The organism is Actinoplanes xinjiangensis, assembly GCF_003148685.1.
GTDB classification, from domain to species: domain Bacteria; phylum Actinomycetota; class Actinomycetes; order Mycobacteriales; family Micromonosporaceae; genus Actinoplanes; species Actinoplanes xinjiangensis.
In genome coordinates, this window is record NZ_QGGR01000022.1 from 21,891 (window position 1) to 42,585 (window position 20,695).

22 protein-coding genes are annotated in these 20,695 nt (G+C 70.1%); 9 read left to right on the forward strand and 13 right to left on the reverse strand.

What is annotated here, in order from left to right:
- Positions 1-121 precede the first annotated feature (121 nt).
- Positions 122-1,066 (reverse strand): NAD-dependent epimerase/dehydratase family protein, encoded by a 945-nt coding sequence (locus BC793_RS35460; RefSeq protein WP_109600594.1) that lies wholly within the window; start codon positions 1,064-1,066, stop codon positions 122-124.
- Positions 1,067-1,136: 70 nt separating this feature from the next.
- Here BC793_RS35460 and BC793_RS35465 point away from each other — a divergent pair, with 70 nt between their 5' ends.
- The gene (locus tag BC793_RS35465; RefSeq protein ID WP_203896474.1) at positions 1,137-1,574 is read left to right on the forward strand and encodes a MarR family winged helix-turn-helix transcriptional regulator; all 438 of its coding nucleotides are present in this window, start codon (positions 1,137-1,139) and stop codon (positions 1,572-1,574) included.
- Between the two features lie 27 nt (positions 1,575-1,601).
- Here the strand turns inward: BC793_RS35465 and BC793_RS35470 are convergent, their stop codons facing one another.
- Complete coding sequence (locus tag BC793_RS35470) at positions 1,602-2,252, reverse strand: TetR/AcrR family transcriptional regulator (RefSeq protein ID WP_109600598.1); 651 nt, start codon at positions 2,250-2,252, stop codon at positions 1,602-1,604.
- A gap of 119 nt (positions 2,253-2,371) precedes the next feature.
- On the opposite strand from BC793_RS35470, the gene BC793_RS35475 reads away from it, so the two are divergent.
- From BC793_RS35475 to BC793_RS35500, 6 genes are all read left to right on the forward strand, one after another.
- Positions 2,372-4,084 (forward strand): acyclic terpene utilization AtuA family protein, encoded by a 1,713-nt coding sequence (locus BC793_RS35475; RefSeq protein WP_109600600.1) that lies wholly within the window; start codon positions 2,372-2,374, stop codon positions 4,082-4,084.
- 50 nt (positions 4,085-4,134) lie between these two features.
- Positions 4,135-5,670, forward strand: coding sequence for an acyl-CoA carboxylase subunit beta (locus BC793_RS35480; RefSeq protein WP_109600812.1), 1,536 nt, complete (start codon positions 4,135-4,137; stop codon positions 5,668-5,670).
- 37 nt (positions 5,671-5,707) lie between these two features.
- Positions 5,708-7,648 carry an acetyl/propionyl/methylcrotonyl-CoA carboxylase subunit alpha gene (locus BC793_RS35485; RefSeq protein WP_109600601.1) on the forward strand — a complete coding sequence of 647 codons (1,941 nt, stop codon included), beginning with the start codon at positions 5,708-5,710 and terminating at the stop codon, positions 7,646-7,648.
- The gene (locus tag BC793_RS35490) at positions 7,645-8,805 is read left to right on the forward strand and encodes an acyl-CoA dehydrogenase family protein (RefSeq protein WP_109600603.1); all 1,161 of its coding nucleotides are present in this window, start codon (positions 7,645-7,647) and stop codon (positions 8,803-8,805) included. Before BC793_RS35485 ends, BC793_RS35490 begins: the two co-directional genes overlap by 4 nt.
- A 14-nt stretch (positions 8,806-8,819) precedes the next feature.
- Positions 8,820-9,575, forward strand: a complete 756-nt coding sequence (locus BC793_RS35495) for an enoyl-CoA hydratase family protein (RefSeq protein WP_109600605.1) — start codon at positions 8,820-8,822, stop codon at positions 9,573-9,575.
- A gap of 77 nt (positions 9,576-9,652) precedes the next feature.
- Positions 9,653-9,937, forward strand: coding sequence for a hypothetical protein (locus BC793_RS35500; protein WP_239170457.1), 285 nt, complete (start codon positions 9,653-9,655; stop codon positions 9,935-9,937).
- A 7-nt stretch (positions 9,938-9,944) separates the two neighbouring features.
- Here the strand turns inward: BC793_RS35500 and BC793_RS35505 are convergent, their stop codons facing one another.
- The 4 genes from BC793_RS35505 to BC793_RS35520 all read right to left on the reverse strand — a co-directional run bounded on the left by BC793_RS35505 (position 9,945) and on the right by BC793_RS35520 (position 13,186).
- Complete coding sequence (locus BC793_RS35505) at positions 9,945-10,589, reverse strand: dihydrofolate reductase family protein (RefSeq protein ID WP_109600607.1); 645 nt, start codon at positions 10,587-10,589, stop codon at positions 9,945-9,947.
- 192 nt (positions 10,590-10,781) lie between these two features.
- Positions 10,782-10,973, reverse strand: a complete 192-nt coding sequence (locus BC793_RS35510) for a hypothetical protein (RefSeq protein ID WP_109600609.1) — start codon at positions 10,971-10,973, stop codon at positions 10,782-10,784.
- Between the two features lie 591 nt (positions 10,974-11,564).
- Positions 11,565-12,209, reverse strand: a complete 645-nt coding sequence (locus tag BC793_RS35515; RefSeq protein ID WP_109600610.1) for a response regulator — start codon at positions 12,207-12,209, stop codon at positions 11,565-11,567.
- On the reverse strand, positions 12,206-13,186 hold the full coding sequence (locus tag BC793_RS35520; protein WP_158319472.1) for a sensor histidine kinase: 981 nt from the start codon (positions 13,184-13,186) through the stop codon (positions 12,206-12,208). The genes BC793_RS35515 and BC793_RS35520 overlap by 4 nt, the downstream gene beginning before the upstream one ends.
- A 160-nt stretch (positions 13,187-13,346) precedes the next feature.
- Between BC793_RS35520 and BC793_RS35525 the strand changes: the two genes are divergently transcribed.
- Complete coding sequence (locus tag BC793_RS35525) at positions 13,347-14,519, forward strand: NYN domain-containing protein (RefSeq protein WP_203896473.1); 1,173 nt, start codon at positions 13,347-13,349, stop codon at positions 14,517-14,519.
- On the opposite strand, the gene BC793_RS35530 is transcribed toward BC793_RS35525, so the two are convergent.
- The 5 genes from BC793_RS35530 to BC793_RS35550 form a co-directional block, all read right to left on the reverse strand.
- Positions 14,443-15,105 (reverse strand): response regulator, encoded by a 663-nt coding sequence (locus BC793_RS35530; RefSeq protein WP_373871276.1) that lies wholly within the window; start codon positions 15,103-15,105, stop codon positions 14,443-14,445. The two genes, BC793_RS35525 and BC793_RS35530, sit on opposite strands and share 77 nt — an antisense overlap.
- The gene (locus tag BC793_RS35535; protein WP_109600614.1) at positions 15,102-16,604 is read right to left on the reverse strand and encodes a sensor histidine kinase; all 1,503 of its coding nucleotides are present in this window, start codon (positions 16,602-16,604) and stop codon (positions 15,102-15,104) included. Before BC793_RS35535 ends, BC793_RS35530 begins: the two co-directional genes overlap by 4 nt.
- Positions 16,605-16,613: 9 nt before the next feature.
- Positions 16,614-16,859 (reverse strand): hypothetical protein, encoded by a 246-nt coding sequence (locus BC793_RS35540; RefSeq protein WP_109600616.1) that lies wholly within the window; start codon positions 16,857-16,859, stop codon positions 16,614-16,616.
- Positions 16,856-17,230, reverse strand: coding sequence for a hypothetical protein (locus BC793_RS35545; protein ID WP_109600618.1), 375 nt, complete (start codon positions 17,228-17,230; stop codon positions 16,856-16,858). Before BC793_RS35545 ends, BC793_RS35540 begins: the two co-directional genes overlap by 4 nt.
- A gap of 207 nt (positions 17,231-17,437) precedes the next feature.
- A complete protein-coding gene (locus BC793_RS35550) occupies positions 17,438-19,051 on the reverse strand; it encodes a pectate lyase family protein (RefSeq protein ID WP_109600620.1) in 1,614 nt (537 codons plus the stop codon).
- A gap of 236 nt (positions 19,052-19,287) precedes the next feature.
- Here BC793_RS35550 and BC793_RS52495 point away from each other — a divergent pair, with 236 nt between their 5' ends.
- The gene (locus tag BC793_RS52495; RefSeq protein WP_275416274.1) at positions 19,288-19,422 is read left to right on the forward strand and encodes a hypothetical protein; all 135 of its coding nucleotides are present in this window, start codon (positions 19,288-19,290) and stop codon (positions 19,420-19,422) included.
- A gap of 43 nt (positions 19,423-19,465) precedes the next feature.
- On the opposite strand, the gene BC793_RS35555 is transcribed toward BC793_RS52495, so the two are convergent.
- Both BC793_RS35555 and BC793_RS35560 read right to left on the reverse strand, forming a co-directional pair.
- Positions 19,466-20,032, reverse strand: a complete 567-nt coding sequence (locus tag BC793_RS35555) for a hypothetical protein (protein WP_109600622.1) — start codon at positions 20,030-20,032, stop codon at positions 19,466-19,468.
- Positions 20,033-20,045: 13 nt separating this feature from the next.
- Complete coding sequence (locus tag BC793_RS35560) at positions 20,046-20,651, reverse strand: RNA polymerase sigma factor (RefSeq protein ID WP_109600624.1); 606 nt, start codon at positions 20,649-20,651, stop codon at positions 20,046-20,048.
- Positions 20,652-20,695: the final 44 nt, after the last annotated feature.

Sequence of the window (20,695 nt, forward strand, 5' to 3'; positions counted from 1 at the left end):
CCCTCATTCTCGTGCGAGGTCGGTTTTCACTTCACGAAAGCTAAACCGATGACGAATGTTAACGTTCACTGATTCTCTTCCTGATCGATCTGCGTGACGACGGCAGAGGCGGCTGCGGGGGTTACCGCTGGTTTCCCGCGCGCAGCCAGGCGATGTAGTCAGCGGCGGCCGCGACGGTGTCGTACCGGGGCTCGAATCCGGTGTCCTCGCGCAGGCGTGTGATGTCGAGCCAGCTCACCGGGCGGTCTCCGGCCGAGGGGAGTTCGCACTGGAAGTCGCGCTCGACGGAGGTGATCGCGGTGACGACGTCGGCGTTGCTCGTGGCGCGGCCGGAGGCGACGTTGTAGGTGGAGTGGTTCAGCTTCCCGGCGATTTGCAGCAGCGCGACCGCGCGACCGGTGTCCTTGACGTAGAGGAGGTCGAGAGCATCTTCGGCGTGTGGCGGTGCGATGAGTCCGGACAGGTCGGGCTCGCTGCGCCGAGCCGCGGCATGAGCAAGGGAGGGGGCGGCGAAGAACGGGTCGGGCAGGTGACCACCGGGGCCCCACGTGCCGGAGATGCGTGCGTTGACGATGTCCACGTCGGTCACGTCCGAGAGGTGGCCGGCAAGAAGTTCGGTGACCTTCTTGAACGTCGGGATGGCATGGAAGTGCGCCAGGGGGATCGGCACGTCCTCGGTCAGCGCGCCCGCGGAGGCGAAGCCGTAGACGCCGATGGTGCTCGCGGTCACGACACGGCGCACGCCCCAGGCCTGCGCGGCGCGGACGATGTTGAGGAACGCATCCAGTGCTCCCCGCGTGGCCTCGATCGGGTCGGTGTCGGTCACCGGCCACGGCAGAGCGACGGCGAGGTGCACGATCCCGGTGATCGGGTACCGCCGGCCGACGGCGAGCAGGGCGCCGAGGTCGGCGACGTCGGCCTGGACGACGTGGACGGGCAGGCCGGCCAGGTGCGGGGGGACCTGCGGGGTGCGGCGCTGGAGCAGAACGCACTCCTCGCCGGCGTCGGTGAGGGCGCGGACGGTGTGGGAGCCGATGAAGCCGAGGCCTCCGGTCACGAGGATCATGGTGACGCCTTTCGCAGCAGAACTGATCGTCAGTACTACTGACGATCAGGCTAAGCCTAAGATGGGACCCGTGTCCACCGAGCCGAGCGCCACCGCCGATCCGCACGAAGTCCTGGGGTACCTCCTCAAGCACGCGACCCTGAAGCTCACGGCGTTGACGGACGCGGCGCTGGAGCCGCTGGGGATTGACAGCAAGGACTTCGGGGCGCTCCGGGTCCTGGCCCACCGGGAGCCGGCGTCGCAGCTGCAGGTGGCGCAGACGCTCGGCATCGACCGCACCACGATGGTGGCGCTGCTGGACGTGCTCGAGCGCAAGGGCATCATCACGCGGCGGCCCGACCCCACCGACCGGCGCAGAAACGTCGTGCAGCTCACCGAACAGGGGATGCAGACCTTCGACGCGGCCCAGGTGGCGCACGGCCGGGCCGAGAGCGCATTCCTTGCCGCGATCAGTCCGAACGCGACGGATCAGCTCCGCCAGACACTGCGCACCCTCGTGGAGAACTGACCCGGCCGTACCGTCGGGGACCCGGGGTCAGGCCGGAATCCGCCGGCCGGCGCCGGGGGCCCGCAGACCGATGGCCGACGCCCAGAGCCGGGAGAGATGGTCGACCATCTTCTCGGTGTCGAGGGGTTCGCGTAGTTCGTTGATGACCACCGCCACCTGCTCGACCATGCCGCCGAGCGCGATCGCCGTCAGCCGCGGGTCCAGGTCGGGGTCGGCGAGTCCGGCCTCCTGGAGGCGCCGGATGCCGTCGGCGCCGCGGCCGACGTAGAACTCGCGGATCTCCAGGAGCAGGCCGCGGAGGTTGTCGTCCAGATAGGCGCCGTGCTCGACCATCCGGAGCACCTTGGCGGCCTTGCCGGTGGCGGCCAGATACCGGCGGTTCGCCTCGACGATGCGCGCGTACGGGTCGTCGAGGGTGTCCGGCACCAGGCTCTCGGTGATCATCTCGTCGGCCGCCGCCTGGACGATCCGGCGCAGCAGGTCGTCCTTGGATTCGAAGTAGGTGTAGAAGGTCCCGTAGGACACGCCCGCCGTCTGGGTGACGGCCTCGGGGGTGAATCCCGCCCAACCGTGCTCCTCGATGACCTGCCGACCGGCGACGATCAGCGCGTCGTGGGTCCGCCGGCCCCTGGCGGTGGTCGGTGCCGTCGGCGCGGGGTTCGTTCGGGCCCGTCCCATCGGACACCCCTCTCGTTACTTGACTACTTTGTCAGAAAGTCTAGTGTGGCGGTCACCAACCGCTCGTCGCGCCCGGCTGCCGCCCGGGTGCCCGGATCATCGAGGTGTTGAGCCGGACAATGCGTACGATTCGCATCGGGAACTGCTCGGGCTTCTACGGTGACCGTTTCTCGGCGATGTCCGAGATGCTCGAGGGCGGGCCGCTGGACTATCTGACCGGCGACTACCTGGCCGAGCTGACCATGCTCATCCTCGGCAGGGACCGCCAGAAGGACCCGTCGCTCGGCTACGCCAAGACCTTCCTGCGGCAACTCGGCGGCTGCCTCGCCCTGGCCCGGCAGTGCGGGGTGCGGATCGTGACCAACGCGGGTGGGCTCAACCCGGCCGGGCTCGCGCACGCCGTCCGGGCCCTGGCGCGGGAGCAGGGCGTCGAGGTCGCCGTCGCCCACGTGCAGGGCGACGACCTGACCGGCCGGGCCACCGAACACGGCTGGCCGGGGGCACTGACCGCCAACGCCTACCTCGGCGCCTTCGGGATCGCCGCGGCGCTCGACGCCGGCGCCGACATCGTCGTCACCGGTCGCGTCACCGACGCGGCGCTGACACTGGGGCCGGCGATCGCGGAGTTCGGCTGGGGACGCACCGACTTCGACCGCCTGGCAGCCGGCGTCGTCGCCGGTCACATCCTCGAATGCGGCACGCAGGCCACCGGTGGCAACTTCTCCGGCTTCACCACGGTCGACACCACACGCCCGCTGGGCTTTCCGCTGGCCGAGCTCAGCGCGGACGGGACAGCCGTCGTCACCAAGCACCCCGGCACCGGCGGGGCGGTCACCGTCGACACGGTCACCGCACAACTGGTGTACGAGGTGGCCGGACCGCGCTATGCCAATCCGGACGTGACCGCGTGCCTGGACACCGTCGAGCTGGAGCAGGCCGGTCCCGACCGGGTACGGGTCACCTCGGTACGGGGTGTCGCCCCTCCCCCGACGACGAAGATCGCCCTCAACAGCGTCGGCGGGTGGCGCAACACCGTCGAGTTCGTCCTGACCGGCCTGGACATCGAGGAGAAACAGCAGTGGGTACGCCGGCAGATGACCCGGGCGCTCAGTGCCCGCCCACCGGCGGAGATCGTGTGGGACCTGGCCCGCACCGACCACACCGACCCCACCAGCGAGGCAGCGGCCTCCGCGGTGCTGCGCTGTCACGTCAAGGACCCTGATCCGGCCGTGGTCGGCCGCGCGTTCAGCAGTGCCGCCGTCGAGCTGGCGCTCGCGTCGTACCCGGGTTTCCACGTGACCGCGCCACCCGGTCCGGGTACCCCGTTCGGGATCTACCGCGCCGGGTACCTGCCGCAGGAACTGGTGCCGCACGTCGTGATCCGGCCCGACGGCACCTCGGTGGAGATCGCGCCGCCGCCGGTGACCGCCGACCCGGTTCCGGCTCCCCCGCGGGCCGGCTCCGGCCGTACCCCCGAGGGGTTGGCAGTGGCTCTGCCGTTGGGCCGTCTGGTCTTCGCCCGGTCCGGTGACAAGGGCGGAACCGCCAACGTGGGGGTCTGGATCCCGGCCGGGCATCCCCGGCGAGCCGAGGCGTACGCGTGGCTGCGCGACTGGCTGACGCCGGCCGTCGTCGCCCGGCTGCTCCCGGAATCGGCGGGACTCGGCATCGACGTGTTCCCGCTGCCGAACCTCCGCGCCGTCAACATCGTGATCGACGGACTTCTCGGTGACGGTGTCGCCTCCTCCACGCGTTTCGACCCGCAGGCCAAGGCGGTCGGCGAGTGGCTGCGCGCGCGTGTCGTGAACCTGCCCAAGGAGCTTCTTCCGTGAGAACCAGCGTCGATTCCACCGCGCCCGCCTACACCGCCAACCGGGAGGTGATGCTGGAACGCGTCGCCGACCTCGCCGCACAGCAGGCCGTGGCCCTGGCCGGCGGCGGCCCCAAGGCCGTCGAGCGGCACCACCGGCGCGGGAAACTGACCGCCCGCGAGCGCATCGAACTGCTCGTCGATCCCGACTCGCCGTTCCTCGAACTCGGCGTCCTGGCCGGCTGGGGAACCGATTTCACCGTCGGCGGCTCCGTCGTCACCGGACTGGGCGTGATCGAGGGCGTGGAATGCATGATCATCGCCCATGACCCCACGGTGAAGGGCGGCGCGTCCAACCCGGTGACGGTACGCAAGATCTTCCGCGCCAACCAGATCGCCGCGCAGAACCGCCTGCCCACCGTCACCCTGGTCGAGTCCGGCGGCGCGGACCTGCAGACCCAGAAGGACATCTTCATCCCCGGCGGCGCGGTGTTCCGCAACCTCACCGTCGCCAGCGCCGACCGCAGGCCCACGATCGCCCTGGTGTTCGGCAACTCCACGGCCGGCGGCGCCTACGTGCCGGGCATGAGCGACTACACCGTCATGGTTAAGGACGGGGCCAAGGTCTTCCTCGGCGGGCCGCCGCTGGTCAAGATGGCCACCGGCGAGGAGTCCGACGACGAGTCGCTCGGCGGGGCGGAGATGCACGCGCGTACGTCCGGCCTCGCCGACTATCTGGCCGTCGACGAACGCGACGCGCTGCGGATCGGGCGATCCATCGTGCGCCGCCTCAACTGGCGCAAGGCCGGGCCCACCCCACGGACGGACTACGCCGAACCGCTGCTGGCCACCGAGGAACTGCTCGGCATCGTGCCGGCCGACCTCAAGGTCCCGTTCGACCCCCGCGAGGTCATCGGCCGCATCGTCGACGGCAGCGACTTCGACGAGTTCAAACCGCTCTACGGCGCGTCGCTGGTGACCGGCTGGGCGCAGCTGCACGGCTATCCCGTCGGTATCCTCGCCAACGCCCAGGGTGTGCTGTTCAGCCAGGAGGCACAGAAGGCCGCCCAGTTCATCCAGCTGGCCAACCAGAGCGACACCCCGCTGCTGTTCCTGCACAACACCACCGGATACATGGTCGGCGCCGAATACGAACAGGGCGGCATCATCAAACACGGCGCCCAGATGATCAACGCGGTGTCCAACTCCACCGTCCCGCATCTGTCGGTGGTGATGGGTGCCTCGTACGGGGCCGGCAACTACGGCATGAGCGGCCGCGCCTACGACCCGCGGTTCCTGTTCAGCTGGGCCGGCGCCAAGTCGGCGGTGATGGGGCCGGCACAGCTCGCCGGAGTCATCTCCATCGTCTCCCGGCAGGCGGCCGCGGCCCGGGGGATGCCGTTCGACGAACAGGGTGACGCCGCGATGCGCGCCCTCGTCGAGAAACAGGTCGAGGAACAGTCCCTGGCCTACTTCACCTCCGGCCTGGGTTATGACGACGGGGTCATCGACCCGCGGGACACCCGCACGATCCTCGGCATCTGCCTGTCGGCGATTCACAGCGCGCCGGTGGCCGGCGCCCGTGGCTACGGCGTCTTCCGCCTGTGAAGCCGATCCGTCCGACCCGTCCCCCGCAGGAGATCCGATGATTCGCAGGATTCTGGTCGCCAACCGCGGAGAGATCGCCCGCCGGGTGTTCCGCACCTGTCGCGCTCTCGGCATCGCCACCGTCGCCGTCCACTCCGACGCCGACGCCGGAGCCCCGTTCGTCACCGACGCCGACACGGCGATCCGGCTGCCCGGCAGCGCGCCCGCCGAGACCTACCTGCGCGGGGACCTGATCATCGAGGCGGCACGCGCGGCGGGCGCCGACGCCGTCCACCCCGGATACGGCTTCCTCTCCGAGAACGCCGCCTTCGCCCGCTCCGTCGAGTCGGCCGGCCTCACCTGGATCGGCCCGGCACCCGAGTCCATCGAGGCGATGGGCAGCAAGATCGGCGCCAAACGGATCATGGCCGCCGCCGGGGTGCCGGTCCTGGACGTCGACCTCACCACCGTCACCGCGTCGGACCTGCCGTTGCTGGTCAAGGCGTCGGCAGGCGGGGGCGGCCGGGGCATGCGGATCGTGGAGTCACTCGACCGGCTCGCCGAACAGATCGGGCACGCCGAGGCCGAGGCGGCCTCCGCGTTCGGTGACGGCACCGTCTTCGTCGAGCCCTACCTGCCGACGGCACGGCACGTCGAGGTGCAGGTACTCGCCGACACCCACGGCACCGTCTGGGTGCTGGGCGACCGCGACTGCTCCATCCAGCGCCGCCATCAGAAGGTGGTCGAGGAGGCGCCCGCACCGCACCTGCCGGATCAGACCCGTACCGCGTTGCATGCCGCCGCCCGGGCCGCCGCGCAGGCGGTCGGATACCGCGGAGCCGGGACGGTCGAGTTCCTCGTCGACCGCGACCGGATCTTCTTCCTCGAGATGAACACCCGTCTCCAGGTCGAACACCCGGTCACCGAATGCGTCACGGGCCTCGACCTGGTCGCCTGCCAGATCGCCGTCGCCGAAGGCGAGCCCCTGCCCGGCCGGGCGCCCGCCGTCTCCGGCCACGCGATCGAGGTGCGGCTCTACGCCGAGGACCCGGCCGCCGGATTCGCGCCGCAGACCGGCCGCATCCGCACGTTCGACTTCCCGGGCGCCGCCTTCGAAGTTCCGGACCGCTCCGGGGTACGGGTCGACTCGGCGATCGAGGACGGCAGCGAGGTCGGCGTCCACTACGACGCCATGCTCGCCAAGGTCATCGCCTACGCCGACGATCGTGACACCGCGATCCGGATGCTCGACGGCGCCCTGCGCCGGGGACGGCTGCACGGCGTCACCACCAACCTCGGCCTGCTGCGAGCCGTGATCGCCGACGAGGAGTTCACCGCCGGGCGGATGCACACCACCCTGCTCGACGAACGCCTCCCCCTCTGGACCGGCGGCGGCGATCCCCGTCGCCTCGCCAAGGCCGCGCTCGCCGCCGCCATCGGACAGGCCACCCAGGCCGCCGCCGCGGCGCCGGTGCTCAGCCGCATCCCCGCCGCGTGGCGCAACGCCCCCAGCGGGCCCCGGCAGCGCGTCTACCGGCACGGAGCGCAGCAGTACGCCGTGACCTACACGTCGACAGGCCATCGACTGGTGTCCGACTTCGTACCCGGGGTCAGCGTCATCGACGTACGGGGTGACCAGGTCGTTCTCAGTGACGGCCCGATCCGGGAAACCTACCGGGTCACCGTCGCGGGCACGTCGGTCGACGTCGACGGCCCGGACGGCTCCGTCAGCCTCGAACCGGTCCCCACCTTCGTCGACCCGGCCGAGACGATCGCCCAGGGCTCCCTGCTCGCGCCGATGCCGGCGGCGATCACCGCGGTCGCCGTCGAGGTGGGCACCGTGGTCGGCAAAGGCGACCCCATCGTCGTGCTGGAAGCCATGAAGATGCAGCACACCGTCACCGCGCCCACCGACGGAACCGTCACCGCACTCACCGCGAGCGTGGGCCGGCAGGTCGTCGCGGGCGCCGTACTCGCCGTCATCGAGGAGAACCGTTGACCAGTTTCGTCGAGTCCGACGAGCGCCGTGACCTACGAGCAGCGGTCTACCAGCTCGGCATCAAGTACGGCGAGTCCTACTTCTACGGCGCCGCGGCCCGCGGCGCCAAGACCACCGAACTCTGGGACGAGGCCGCCCGGGCCGGCTACCTGGGAGTCTCGATCCCCGAGGAGTACGGCGGAGGCGGCGGCGACATCGGTGACCTCGCCGCCGTCGTGGAAGAGCTGGCCACCGCCGGCTGCCCCCTGCTGCTGCTGGTCGTCTCGCCCGCCATCGTCGGCACGATCATCGCCCGCTCCGGCACCGAGGAACAGAAACGGCGGTGGCTGCCCGGCCTCGCCAGCGGTGAGTCGCGCTACGCCTTCGGCATCACCGAACCGGACGCCGGCTCGAACTCCCACCAGATCACCACCCGGGCCCGCCGGGACGGCGACGACTGGCTGCTGACCGGCCGCAAGACCTACATCAGCGGGGTCGACGAGGCCGGCCACGTCCTCGTCGTCGGCCGGACCGAGGACGCGCGTACCGGCAAACTCAAACCCGCTCTGTTCATGGTGCCCACCGACGCGCCGGGGTTCGTCCGCCAGCAGATCGAGACCGGCCTGGTCTCACCGGAGAAGCAGTTCAGCCTCTTCTTCGACGACGTCCGGCTCCCCGCCGACGCCCTCGTGGGCAGGGAGGACGCCGGCCTCGACCAACTGTTCGCCGGTCTCAACCCGGAACGCATCATGGCGGCGTCGCAGGCCACCGGCACCGCACGGTGGGCGCTGCGCAAAGCCGTCGACTACGCGAGACAGCGGGAGGTCTGGGGTGGCCCCATCGGCACACACCAGGCGATCGCCCACCCGCTGGCCCAGATCCACGTCGAGATCGAGGCGGCACGCCTGCTGACCCAGAAGGCCGCCGCACTCGACGCCGCCGGTGACCTGCTCGCCGCCGGGGAGGCGGCGAACATGGCCAAGTACGCCGCCGCGGAGGTCGCCTGCAAAGCCGTCGACCAGGCGATCCAGACCCACGGCGGCAACGGGCTGGCCGTCGAGTACGGCCTCGTTCAGGCCCTCGCCAACGTACGGCTGTCCCGGATCGCGCCGGTCAGCCGCGAGATGGCGCTCAACTTCATCGCACAGTTCTCCCTCAAGCTGCCCCGCTCGTACTGACAGGGACCCCGCGTATGACCACGGAACTCGTCCACCTGACCGTCGCCGGCGGCATCGCCACGATCACCCTGGACAGCCCGCACAACCGCAACGCGCTGAGCAGGCAGTTGATGACCGAACTCGGCGAACGGCTCACGGCCGCCGAGCAGGATGCCGAGGTCCGCGCCGTACTTCTGCGCTCCGGCGGGAGGGTGTTCTGCTCGGGTGCCGATCTCAGCGAGGCACAACAGGGTCTGGCCGGTGACGGGCCACGAGCGATCGTCGGTCTCCAGCGGCAGATCGCCACCCTGCCCAAGCCGGTCGTCGTCGAACTGGCCGGCCAGGTACGCGCCGGGGGTCTCGGCCTGGTCGGCGCCGCCGACATCGTGATCGCGGCCGACTCGGTCACGTTCGCGCTCACCGAGGTCCGCCTCGGGCTCGCCCCCTCCGCGATCTCGCTGAGCCTGCTGCCACGGCTGACGCCCCGGGCCGCGGCCGACGTCTTCCTGTCCGGCCGGACGTTCGGCGCGCCCGAGGCCGCCGCCATCGGTTTGATCACCCGCTGCGTACCGGACGGCGAACTGGCGGCCACGGTCGCCGACACCCTCGCCGAACTCGTCAAGGGCAGTCCACAGGGGCTCGCCGAGACCAAACGGCTACTCACCGGCGACCTCGTCAGCCGCATCGACCGGGACGGTGAACAGGCCGCGCAACGTTCGGCCGCACTGTTCGCCAGCCCGGAGGCTCAGCAGGCGATGCAGGCGTTCCTGACCCGGCGGAAGACGGCATAGGTGCACACGATCAGGAAACGGACCGCGCCCGACGAGGCGCACGGACGGCACCGGGCCGGGATGAAATCATGATCGGCATGACGCCAGCCGAACACGCCGCCCGCGCGGCCGAACTCATCGCCGAAGCCGAGCGGCTCTACCAGATCTGCCTGGTCGACTACGAGACCAACATCAACGAGGACGACCACTCGGAGGAACCGTACGTCCCCGGCGCCGACCTCGCGATGCTGACCGCGACCACCCAACTGGCCCAGGCCCACGCCGTGCTGGCGCAACTGGCGCCGTCCTACGTGCCCGGCTACGGCCACGCGACCCCCGACGGCGACCGGCCTCCCTACGGCGACGGCGAACCGACGTACTAGCGGCTGTTTATCTCCGGATGAAGGTCACGTGGGTGACACCGCTCGGGGCCGTCACCGACTCCACCGTGAAACGGCTCTCCAGGTTCTCCAGACCGTCCCAGAGGCGCACACCCCGGCCGAGGATGATCGGGACCACGACGACGTGCAGGTGGTCGACCAGGTCCGCCGCCAGGAACTGCCGGACGGTGCTGGGGCCGCCGCCGATGCGTACGTCCAGGCCGCCGGCCGCCTCACGCGCCTGCGCCAGAGCCTCGGCCGGACTCGCGTCGATGAAGTGGAAGGTGTTGCCGCCCGCCATCTCCAGGGTCGGCCGCGGATGACGGGTCAGCACGAACACCGGAGTGTGGAACGGCGGGTTGTCACCCCACCAGCCCTTCCAGTCCTCGTCCTGCCACGGGCCACGCTGCGGACCGAACTTGTTGCGGCCCATGATCTCGGCGCCGATACCCGGTCCCCACGCCGCGGCGAACGCGTTGTCGACGCCCTCGCCCCCGCCGTCCCCGCCCTGCATCGACTGGAACGTGCGTGTCGGGAAGAACCACTCCATGAGCCGCCCGCCGGCGTGCCCGAACGGCGCTTCCAGGCTCTGCCCCTCCCCCGTGGCGAACCCGTCGAGAGAGACAGCGAGGTTGTGTACCCGTACTTTCGACATGCCCGGACTCTAGGCCCGTGCCCCGGAGCGGCTGATGCTCGACACTCGCGTCCCCCGCCGGCTGGTCACCGAGTACGACCGGCGCTGCCCGACGCATCAGTCACCCGTCCAGCAGAGCGGTTGCGCTGAGTCTGCCGGCCCAGTGTGCGGGAGCACCTCGGTGCTCCCGCACACATCCCACCCTTGACCCGGTCAGGGCTCGGAGCGCAGGAACTTGTAGAGGGTCAGCGCCAGTGGCACGATGCCCGTGAACACCGCGAACCCGGTGCTGACCACGGCGAAGGGCACGGCCCCCAGCGCCCAGGCGACATTCCCGGCGACGACCCCGCACAACACGGCGGACATCACGATCAGCGCGACCACCAACCGGCGGTTTGCGTTCATGCCGACACCGCCGGAGACATCTTCCTGCCACTCTGGAGTGAACTTGTTGTAGATGCGGACTGCTTCGTCGAATCAGATTTCAAAAAGTTAAACGCTGAAAAGGTGACCGTCACCAAGATACCGGGAAAGGTATTCGAGGAATCAAAGCTCGAGAACCCTTTGGGACTGATCGAGTGTCGACGAGTCAACTTAAGGTTCTGACGGGTATGGTTTAGGCACAGCACGGATACAACCTCTCTAACTCTCAACAGGTTTCGGGTGTTGCAGGCGTGCTGGTAGCCCCCGGTTCCCGCCGGGGGCTACCGCGTATCCGGGACAGCATGAGGCCCGCACACGCGGTGGCGCGGCTACCCACGCACACCTGCGCGCCCCAGACTAATCCCTATCGCTGTCATTTGCCGCATCCATGGGCGCAATTAACGGCGCGTCGCTCGACTTTACTAATGACGCCCGATTGGCACCGATACCGGGCGGGCAAAGAGAACAGCGTGGCCTAAGCCACTGTTGGCCAAGTCGTTATCCTGCAATACCCGCCTGCACTGGATCAGTAGCTGAGCGCGACATCTCCCTGGCGGCGCAGAGTAACGATGCCTACTCGGCGTGCGGGTCGGCGAGACCGGCACGCCAGGCCCAGGCCGCGATGCCCACCCGGTTGCCGAGTTCCAGCTTCGCCTGGATGTTCGCGATGTGGGTCTTGGCGGTGCCGGCGGAGATGAACAGCTCGGCGCCGATCTGCGCGTTGGTCAGGCCGCGGGCGACCAGCCGTACGATCTCGGTCTCCCGATGTGTCAGGGGGTTGGCGACCGCGGGCCGGCCGGTCTTCGTCATCGCGCGCAGCAGCCGGACGGTGATCTGCGGGCTGATCAGCGCGTCGCCCGCCATCGCCGCACGGACACCCTCGACGAGCAGCGCCGGACCGGACCGTTTGAGCAGGAATCCGCAGGCGCCGTTACGCAGCGCGGCGTCCACATACTCGTCGAGGTCGAAGGTGGTGACCACGACCACCCGCACGCCGGCTTCGGTGAGCAGGCGGGTGAGTTCCAGTCCGTCGATGCCGGGCATCCGGATGTCGGTGAGCACGACGTCCGGCCGGAGCCTGCGGGCCAGTGCCAGGGCCGCGGTCCCGTCGGCGGCCTCACCGGCCACCGTGATGTCGGGCTGGGAGTCCAGGACCAGACGGAAGCCGCTGCGCACGTCCGGGTGGTCGTCGGCTAGCAGGACCCGGGTGGGGTTCACGCCGCCACCGCCGGGAGGACCGCGACGACTTCCCAGCCGCGCTCACACGGTCCGGCTGTGAGGGTGCCGCCGCGCGCGGCGACCTGCTCCCGCAGACCGGACAGGCCGCGCCCGCCGCGTCCGCCGGCCCGCTGCCGGGGCGGCGGCTGCGCGGTGTCGTTGCGGACGCGCACCTCGACACCGCCGGCGTCACCGGTGACCGACACGTCGACCCGGCCGGCGGTCGGCGCATGCCTGCGGACGTTCGTCAGAGCCTCGACCACGATCCGGTACGCCACGGCGGCGCCGTCGCGGGGCACCGCACCGATCCGAGGGCCCTGGACGAGCCGGATGTCCGGACCACCGGCGGCACGGAACCGTTCGACCAGGTCGGGCAGGGCGTCCAGGGCCGGCAGCGGACGTACCGTGGCGGAGTCCGGCTCGTGCAGCATGCCGACCATCCGGTCCATCGTGTCCAGGGCGGCCAGGCCGGCGGCCTCGATACGGGCCAGCGCCGGACCGGCCGCCTCCGGCCGGCTGCCGGCGACGAAACGGGCCGCCTGGGCCTGCGCCACGATGCCGCTGATGTCGTGGGCCACGAAATCGTGCAGGTCACGCGCCACCTGGAGGCGCTGCGCCTGCCGGGCCTGCTCGACGGCCACCGCACGCCGGTGCAGCATCAGCCGCGGATAGCCGCCGACGACCAGCGCGGCCACGGCCGGTGCCGTCCAGACCGCCGCCGCAGCGATCCGTTGCACGGTGGGCATGCCGTCGGTGAACGACCAGAGGACCAGCGCCATCACCGCGGCCGCCGACCCGGCGACGGGGGCGATGTGCCGTTGCGGGCCCCAGCGCACCGCGACGGCCGACAGCACGGCCAGGGCGGCCATCACCACGACGAACAGGTACGGCGGACGGTCCAGGCCGATCCCGAACGCCACCCCCAGCGTGGCGACGCCGGCCGTCATGCTGATCCAGCCGAGGTAGCGACGCGTCATCGCCTGATCGTAGGCGGGCATCGCCGTACGCCGATCGGTAGAGGACCCCACCGGCGGCCCGGCCGGCCTCGCCCCATCGGCAGATGGTGGCGCACCCCCGGCACCGCCGAGGCTGATGGGGCAGCGGCGAGCGGACGCCGCGCCCGCATCAGGGAGTGTCATGTCTCAAGGAGTCGAAACGCCGGTCAGGGGCGCGATCAGGTGGTGGCGTCGCTGGCCGGACTGGGCCGGGTACGCGGCGGCCGGCTGGTCGCTGATGTACGCGATGCTGGGGCTGTTCTGGACGGCCGGCGGGGACGGATTCCCCTTCGCGCCGATCCACGAGGACCGCCGGTCGGGTTCGATCCTGGAGGGCACTGCGGCCGAGGTCGGCGCACCGATCATCGCGGTGCTCGGCCTGCTCGCGACGGTCGTGGCGCTGGCGATGGCCCGGGGCACCGCGTCCCGCGGCCGGTCGGCGGCGATGATCGCCTTCGGCTGGGTCACGGCGGCCGTCCTGACCCTGATCATCCCCGACTACACGTTGATCGCCCTGGTCGCGTTCGCCCCGCTGCTGCTGGTGTTCACCTTCACCGGGGTGCCCGGGCCCCAGGACGGCATCGGCGACATCCTGTACTGGCACCGGACCAATCTGATCATCCTGTTCGTGGGCGGTCTGCTGTGGGCCGCGGCCACCCTGGCCCATCAGCGGCGCAGGCGTGCGGCCTGCCGGCACTGCGGCCGCCGGCACGGGACGGACGGCGACGGGCGGTCCCGGCAGACGCTCCTGAGGTGGGGCCGCTGGGCGGTCGTGGTCGCCTGCCTCGCGCCACTGCCCTACGAGGTCACCAGAGTCGCGTGGTATCTCGGGCACCCGCTGGGCATCAGCCGGGAGTTCCTGACCATGATGCAGCAGACGCCCGGCATGCTCGAGATCGGACTGGGCTGCGCCCTCGCGTCGGTGCTGGGTGGCGTGCTCACCCACGGTCTGGTCAGCCGGTGGGGCGAGATCTATCCCCGGTGGATCTGGTTCAAGGCGGGACGACCGGTACCACCGGCACTCGCCACGATCCCGGCCTCCGTCGTGGCGGTCGTCCTCATTCCGGCCGGGCTGATGATGCTGTGGGATCCAGCGGTCAGCGACGGCTGGGGGCTGCGGCTGCCCAGCGTGCCGTGGGTGCTCTGGGGCGCGGCCCTCGGCGTCGCCACCGTCACCTACCACCTGCGCCGGCGGGGCGCCTGCCGGCACTGCGGACCGGCCGACGACGCCGGTTCGGTCAGGGTGGGTCCAGCAGGCCGGAGCGCTGGGCGAGCATCGCGGCCTGGACGCGGTTCTCGCAGTTCAGCTTGGTGAAGACACGGTAGACGTGGGTCTTGACGGTGCCTTCGGAGACGAAGATCTGCTGGGCGATCTCGGCGTTGGACAGACCCTGGGCGAGCAGGATCAGCACCTCCCGTTCGCGGCTGCTGAGCCCCTCCACCAGGGTCTGATCCGGGCCCGGTCGTACGGTGGTGGCCGGCATCCGATCCAGCACCTGCCGGGTGATCCTCGGGGAGAGGTAGGCGTTCCCGGCGGCCGCGGCACGGATCGCGTACGCCAGTTCCTCGGCGGCCGACTCTTTGAGCAGGAAACCGGCCGCCCCGCCGGAGAGCGCCTGCGTGACGTACTCGTCCTCGCCGAACGTGGTGAGCACGACGACCCGCACCGCCGGAGCGGCCCGGCGGATCTCCCGTAACGCGGCCAGACCGTCCATGACCGGCATCTGGATGTCCAGCAGGGCCACGTCCGGCCGGTGCCGGACGGTCAGCTCGACCGCGGCCCGGCCGTCGGCGGCCTGGGCGACGAGTTCGATGTCGTCCACCGGCCGCAGAATCGCGTCGATCGCCGTCCGGATCAGCGAGTCGTCGTCGGCCAGCACCACCCGCAGGATTCCCGTCACGGTGTCCCTTCCCGCGTCTGCTTGTCCACCAGCACCCCGTCCCGGAAACAGAATCGGTAGATCATCTCACCCGACTCGGAACCGAGCTGGTCGAGCAGGGCCGCCGGATAGTCCACACAACCGGTCGGAGCACCGGCGACGGCCGCGTCGGTGTCGGGCAGTTCCGCACGGACGGCGGCCTCCGGCTGACCGACCCGGATCGCGTCGTAGGTGTCCCGGTCGACCGCCACCATCGCGGTCGTCAGCCAGATCCCGGCGGCGCACAGCACCAGCAGACCGGCGATGGAGACCGCGGTGGTGGTGAGGACGATCCGGGAGCGGCGCCCCTGCCGCTCGATCAGGGTGGCGAAGTCCGGTCCGGTGGTGACGACAGCCGGTGGCGGCGGCGGTTCGTCGCCGCTGTAGGCGAGGGTGGCCGCCAGCCGGAACCCGCCGTCGGGTGTCGGCCCGTGGAAGAGCACACCGTTGGCGACCCGGACACGTTCGGCCAGGCCGAACAGTCCCTGCCCGGAGGTGTCCAGCGCGACCCGCCGGCCGGGCGTGTTGGTCACCCGGGCGATCAGCGCGTCCGGTTCGTACCGGAGAAGGAGCGTGATGGAACCGCCGTGCGCATGCCGCAGCGCGTTGGTGAGACCTTCCTGGATCACCCGGTAGGCGGCGTGCTCGGTGAGTGCCGCCAGCGGGCGTGGCTCGCCCTCCCGCAGGATCTCCACCCGGGCACCGGAGGCCCGCGCCTGTTCGACGAGCTCGTCCAGGCCGGTCAGTGGCCGTACCGTCGACTGGGTCCCGTCCTGGCCGAGCAGGCCGAGGATCTGCCGCAGTTCGGTCATCGCCGCCGACGCCGTCTGCCGGACGAGATCGGCTTCGCCGGTGTGCATCATCCCCGCGTAGAGGGAGATCAGCGTCAGCCGGTTGCCCAGGGAGTCGTGCAGATCGCGGGCGATGCGGGCCCGTTCCCGCATCTGGGCCTGCCGGGCGACCTCGGCCTGCCCGCTGTGCAGCTGGACGTTGCGCTGGTGCATGGCGGCGAGCAGGGTCCGCCGGCGGCGCACCAGCCGGGCCACGCCGGCCGGTGCACAGGCCAGCAGGGCGAACATGGCCGAGACGAGCACGGCCCACTCCACCGTCAGCGACGTCTCCCAGAGGATCGAGAGTACGAAGCAGACCCAGCCGACCGCCAGGCCCGTCAGGACCTGCCACACCCGGGCGGCGCGGTAACTCAGCGACGCGCTGAGCACCGCCATCACCACCATGCCCTGCCCGCCGGTACCGAGACCGATCAGCGCCGCCGCGACGTAGGCACCGAGCGGGTTGATCAGCCGCAGCACCATCAGGACCGGTGTGGTGAGGCCGACCAGCCACGGCGCGAGCGGATACCAGCTCGCCGCGGCGGCCGCCACCGTGGCGGCGGCGGTCACCAGAGTCACCAGGCCGGCCTCGTAGGCCAGGCGCCGGATGCCGGCTCCGGCGATCCGCTCGCGCCATCGGGCGACGGTCATCGACACCTCTCATCGGCCTTCGCGGGCGATCCGGCGGACCGCGTCGACTGCTTCGGGCAGGCCTGCACCGGTCCGCTCGCGGTAGATCCTGACCGATGCGATCAAGCCCTCGCGGTCAAGGGTGTCCCGGACGTCCGCGCGCAGGGCTTCCGGGTCGGGTTCGGTCACCGCGCGGTGCCCCAGCAGCTGCGCGGCGATCAGCATCACCAGGCCGGCTGCGGCGAGGACGAGGCCGGTGGCCACCAGCGGGGTCATCGGGCCGCACCGATGGTGACGGCGCTCTTCTCGGCCAGCTTGCCGTCGACGAAGCAGAAGCGCCACAACTCCGGGCCGTCCGCCGTCACGGGGCTGATGCCGTAGTAGACACAGGACGCCCCCGCGGGCGCGCCCTTGCGTCCCGGATCTCCCGGGTAGAGGTCCTGGTCCGTGAGGTCGGTCAGCGGGGCCGGCAGCGCGGCCAGCACCCGGCTCTGCGCGGTGCCCTCCTTCTGCGCGTCGAACTGTTCGCGGGTGAGGCTGGATCTGCTCAGCTCGACGCCGAGACCGATCCACTGGTAGGCGACCCAGCCGAGGCCGCCGCACATGATGGTGAGAACGATGGCGACGACGATGACGATCTTGCGCATGTCGATTCCTCCGGGGGTGGTGGGATGCCATGAACAATCCCGGGAATCGAGGGGCGAATCGTCAGTACATCGTGGGAACGCCGGTGCTGCGGGTGTCAACGAAAGTCAGAGGCCCGGTTCAGTCGTACGACAGACGAAACGCGAGCAGGCTCCCCGGTATGACGACTGCGGCCGGGCCGGGAGTCTCCCCCCGGCCCGGCGTGGCGGTCAGGAGGCGAAGGTCTGCAACTCGGCGATCCGCGGCGTACCCGTGGAGTTGGTGATCTTGAGGGTCAGTTTGGTCGTGGAGACCGCCGGGAAGCTGATCGTGCCGCCGCCCGTGCCGGAGGCCAGGACCGCACCGGTGGCGCCGTTGATCACCTGGTAGGCGCCGAGGGTCGAACCGGAGGCCTCGACGATGACGACGCGGGAGACCTTGGTGGCGGCCGGCCACTTGATCGAGACGTCGCCGGTGGCGCCGTTGGGGGCCCAGAAGGTGGCGGGCTTGCCGTCCTTGACGTTGCCGTAGCTGGTGCCGCTCGCCTTGCTGGATCCATCGGCTCCGGCGCCGAGGCTCAGGTTGACGCCGCTAGGCGCCGCCGGCGAGGCGGTGGCCGACGCGGACGCGGTCGCCGAGGAGGTCGCGGTCGGTGACGCGGTCGTGGTCGCCGACGCCGACGCCGACGGTGATGCGGTGGCGGTGGCGGTGGCCGAGGGCACCGGGGCTGCGGTGGCGCTGCACTTGCCGTCCGAGACCTTCAGGCCGGTGCCGGCGCCCGCGGTCGCGGCGACGATCGCCGGCACGCACGAGGCGCCGTCGGGCGTGAACGCGTACGGGATGCTCACGCTGGTGTTGGAGGTGACGTTCGGGCCGGCCGGGTTGTTCTCGGTGCCCTTCGCCGACCAGGTGACGTTGTCGAAGATGTTGTTCGACACCTGCCAGAAGCCGGCCGCGTCGGTGTAGAAGGTGCCGAGAACGTCCTTGGAGTCCTCGAAGTAGTTACTGTCCACCCTGGCCTTGGCTCCGGCCCGCGAGTTGATGCCCGATTCGTTCAGCTTCAGGTAGTGGTTGTTGTACATGTGGGCGACACCGCCGCGCAGCAGCGGCACCCGCGAGTCGAGGTTCTCGTACCTGTTGTGGTGGAACGTGATGGCGGTGTTGCCGGTGTCGGTCTCGCTGGAGCCGATCAGGCCGCCGCGGCCGGAGTTGCGCAGGATGCTGTAGGACAGAGTGACGAACTCGGTGTCGTCCTTCATGTCGAACAGCCCGTCGTAACCGGCCGACTCGCCACCGGAGGCGATCAGGGTGGCGTGGTCGACCCAGACGTTGCGGACCGTGCTCTCCATGCTGATCGCGTCGCCGCCGTTGGACAGCGGGGAGCCGGACTTCTTGACGTTCTGCACCGTCACGTTGCGCACGATGATGTTGCTGGAGTCGCGGAGGTGGATGCCCAGCTGGTCGAAGGTGGCTCCGGCGCCGACACCGATGATGGTGACGTTGCTGATCTCCTTGAGCTCGATCCGGTCGGCGGCGGTGTTGCAGCTGTCGCCGGACACCTTGGTGGTGTTGCCGTGGTTGATCGTGCCCTCCACCTCGATGATGATCGGGGTGTCGGAGGCGGCGCGCCCGCACAGCGCCTGGTGGATCTGCGTGCCGGTGGTCGCCTTGACCGTGGTGCCGCCGGAGCCGCCGGTGGTGCCGCCGTTCTGGCCGGCGAACCCGTCGGCGGCAAGCACCGCGTCGGCGTTGGCCTGGAGCTGTGGCACACCGAAGGCGATCGCTCCGGCCACACCGGCGACGCCGAGCACTGCGGAGAGTCGCAGCACGACTGATCTCTTCATCTTTCGTCTCACCTGTTCCCGCGCATCAGATGCGCGTGCGGGGATGAGCGGCGGCCTGTTCGGGGGGATGGCCGCCGCCGTCCGATCGAGCTGACTACTGAGAGCGACCGGCAAGCCGATCATCACTTAGTGGCGGCGGAACAGGTTTTGGTTGCCCGGATGCGGCAGGTCTTTTTCCGCGTCGTCGGGCGGCGGAGGGCTGTGGGACGACGTCGTCGACCGGCTGGTCGACACCGGTGATCAAGCGCGCTGAAGAGCTGGAACGGGGCGACTGGGGCGCGTCCGCGGTGAGTACGGCGGTGGCCCGGACGGCGGTCGCGATCGCCGCCTCCAGCGCCGTCGTCGCCGTCGTCATCACGGCGACGGGCTGAACGGGTGGTCGAGACCGCCCGGTCAGCCGAAAGGCGCCTCGATCTACCGCTCCTGCCGTGGAACGACATGAACGGTGAACGGCTTCAGTGGGACATCGGGAAACATCGCCAGCCCGAACTCGTCGACCGACGCCGTGCGAGTCGACTGGTCGGCCAGTGTCAGAACCACTCTCACCGGCACCGGGTCCTCCCGGACGGCATACAGCACCACCGTGATCTCGGCCGTGCCGGCCTCACTGTCGATGTCACCCTCTATCTCGGCTTCGGGTGCGTACCCGTAATCGGCGACGTTGCCGACTACCTTGTTGATCAACGGAACCGACATCGAGCCCCTGGCGAGTACGGCTTCCTGCGGCGCTTGCCGCAGCCACTCCTCGATCTCGGCGAGGGTGATGGTGGCGACGGAGTCCAGTGAATCCTCCGCGGAGACTGTCGTCGCCGATCGGTTCAGCACCGACAGCGCACGCCGCTGCGCCTCCGTCATCTCGGACTCGGGAATGGTGGCGTCCTCATGCTCGTCGCTCGCGTCAAGTTCAGAGATCAGGCCGAGTAGCGTGACGTGGTCGTTCACGCCCTCTCCGCCCGTCTCCGACTCCTTGAACCGTGACATGCGAGGTCCCTTCTCATTTCGCCACGAGGCTTCCGACGCCTCGCAGAAGCTCGACGGCTGCCCGCAGCCGGGTCTTTGAAGTATTGACCGGTATACCGATGAGTTCGGCAATCTCTTTATGTGTGTGTCCTTTGAGGATCAGTTCGGTCACTGATCGAAGGTGCTCGGGCAGGTTTTCGACGGCGGCCAGCAGGCGTGCCGACATGTCCTCGCGAACGGCGAGGCTCTCCGGGCCCTCATCCTCAGCCTGGGGCTCGGCGCCGCCCTCGACGCGCTGGTCGAGGGATTCGGTCGTGTACTGCCCACCCCGTTTCCAGGCCGTCTCCCGGCGGATTCGCTCCAGCATCACATTCTGGACGAGCCGCCGTAGCCAGGCCGTGGGCGATTGGATCGGCTCGGTGAGCCGCCCTTCGGAGAGGAGTTCGTATATGTGCTGCCATGAGTCCTGAGCGAGTTCCTGGGCGGCCGGGACATCACCCTTGCTGAGCCAACGGGCCCTGCGATAGATCACCTCTACAGCGTCGTCGAAGGTCATACCGACGAGGTCTTGAAAGCGGTGCATGGGGCTGCCGGCACTGTCGGCTTGGTGATCCCCGGTTTCCGCTGAGGGATCCTCCATGACCCCTCCTCTCCCACTCGGATGCTCGATGTGTCATCCGTACC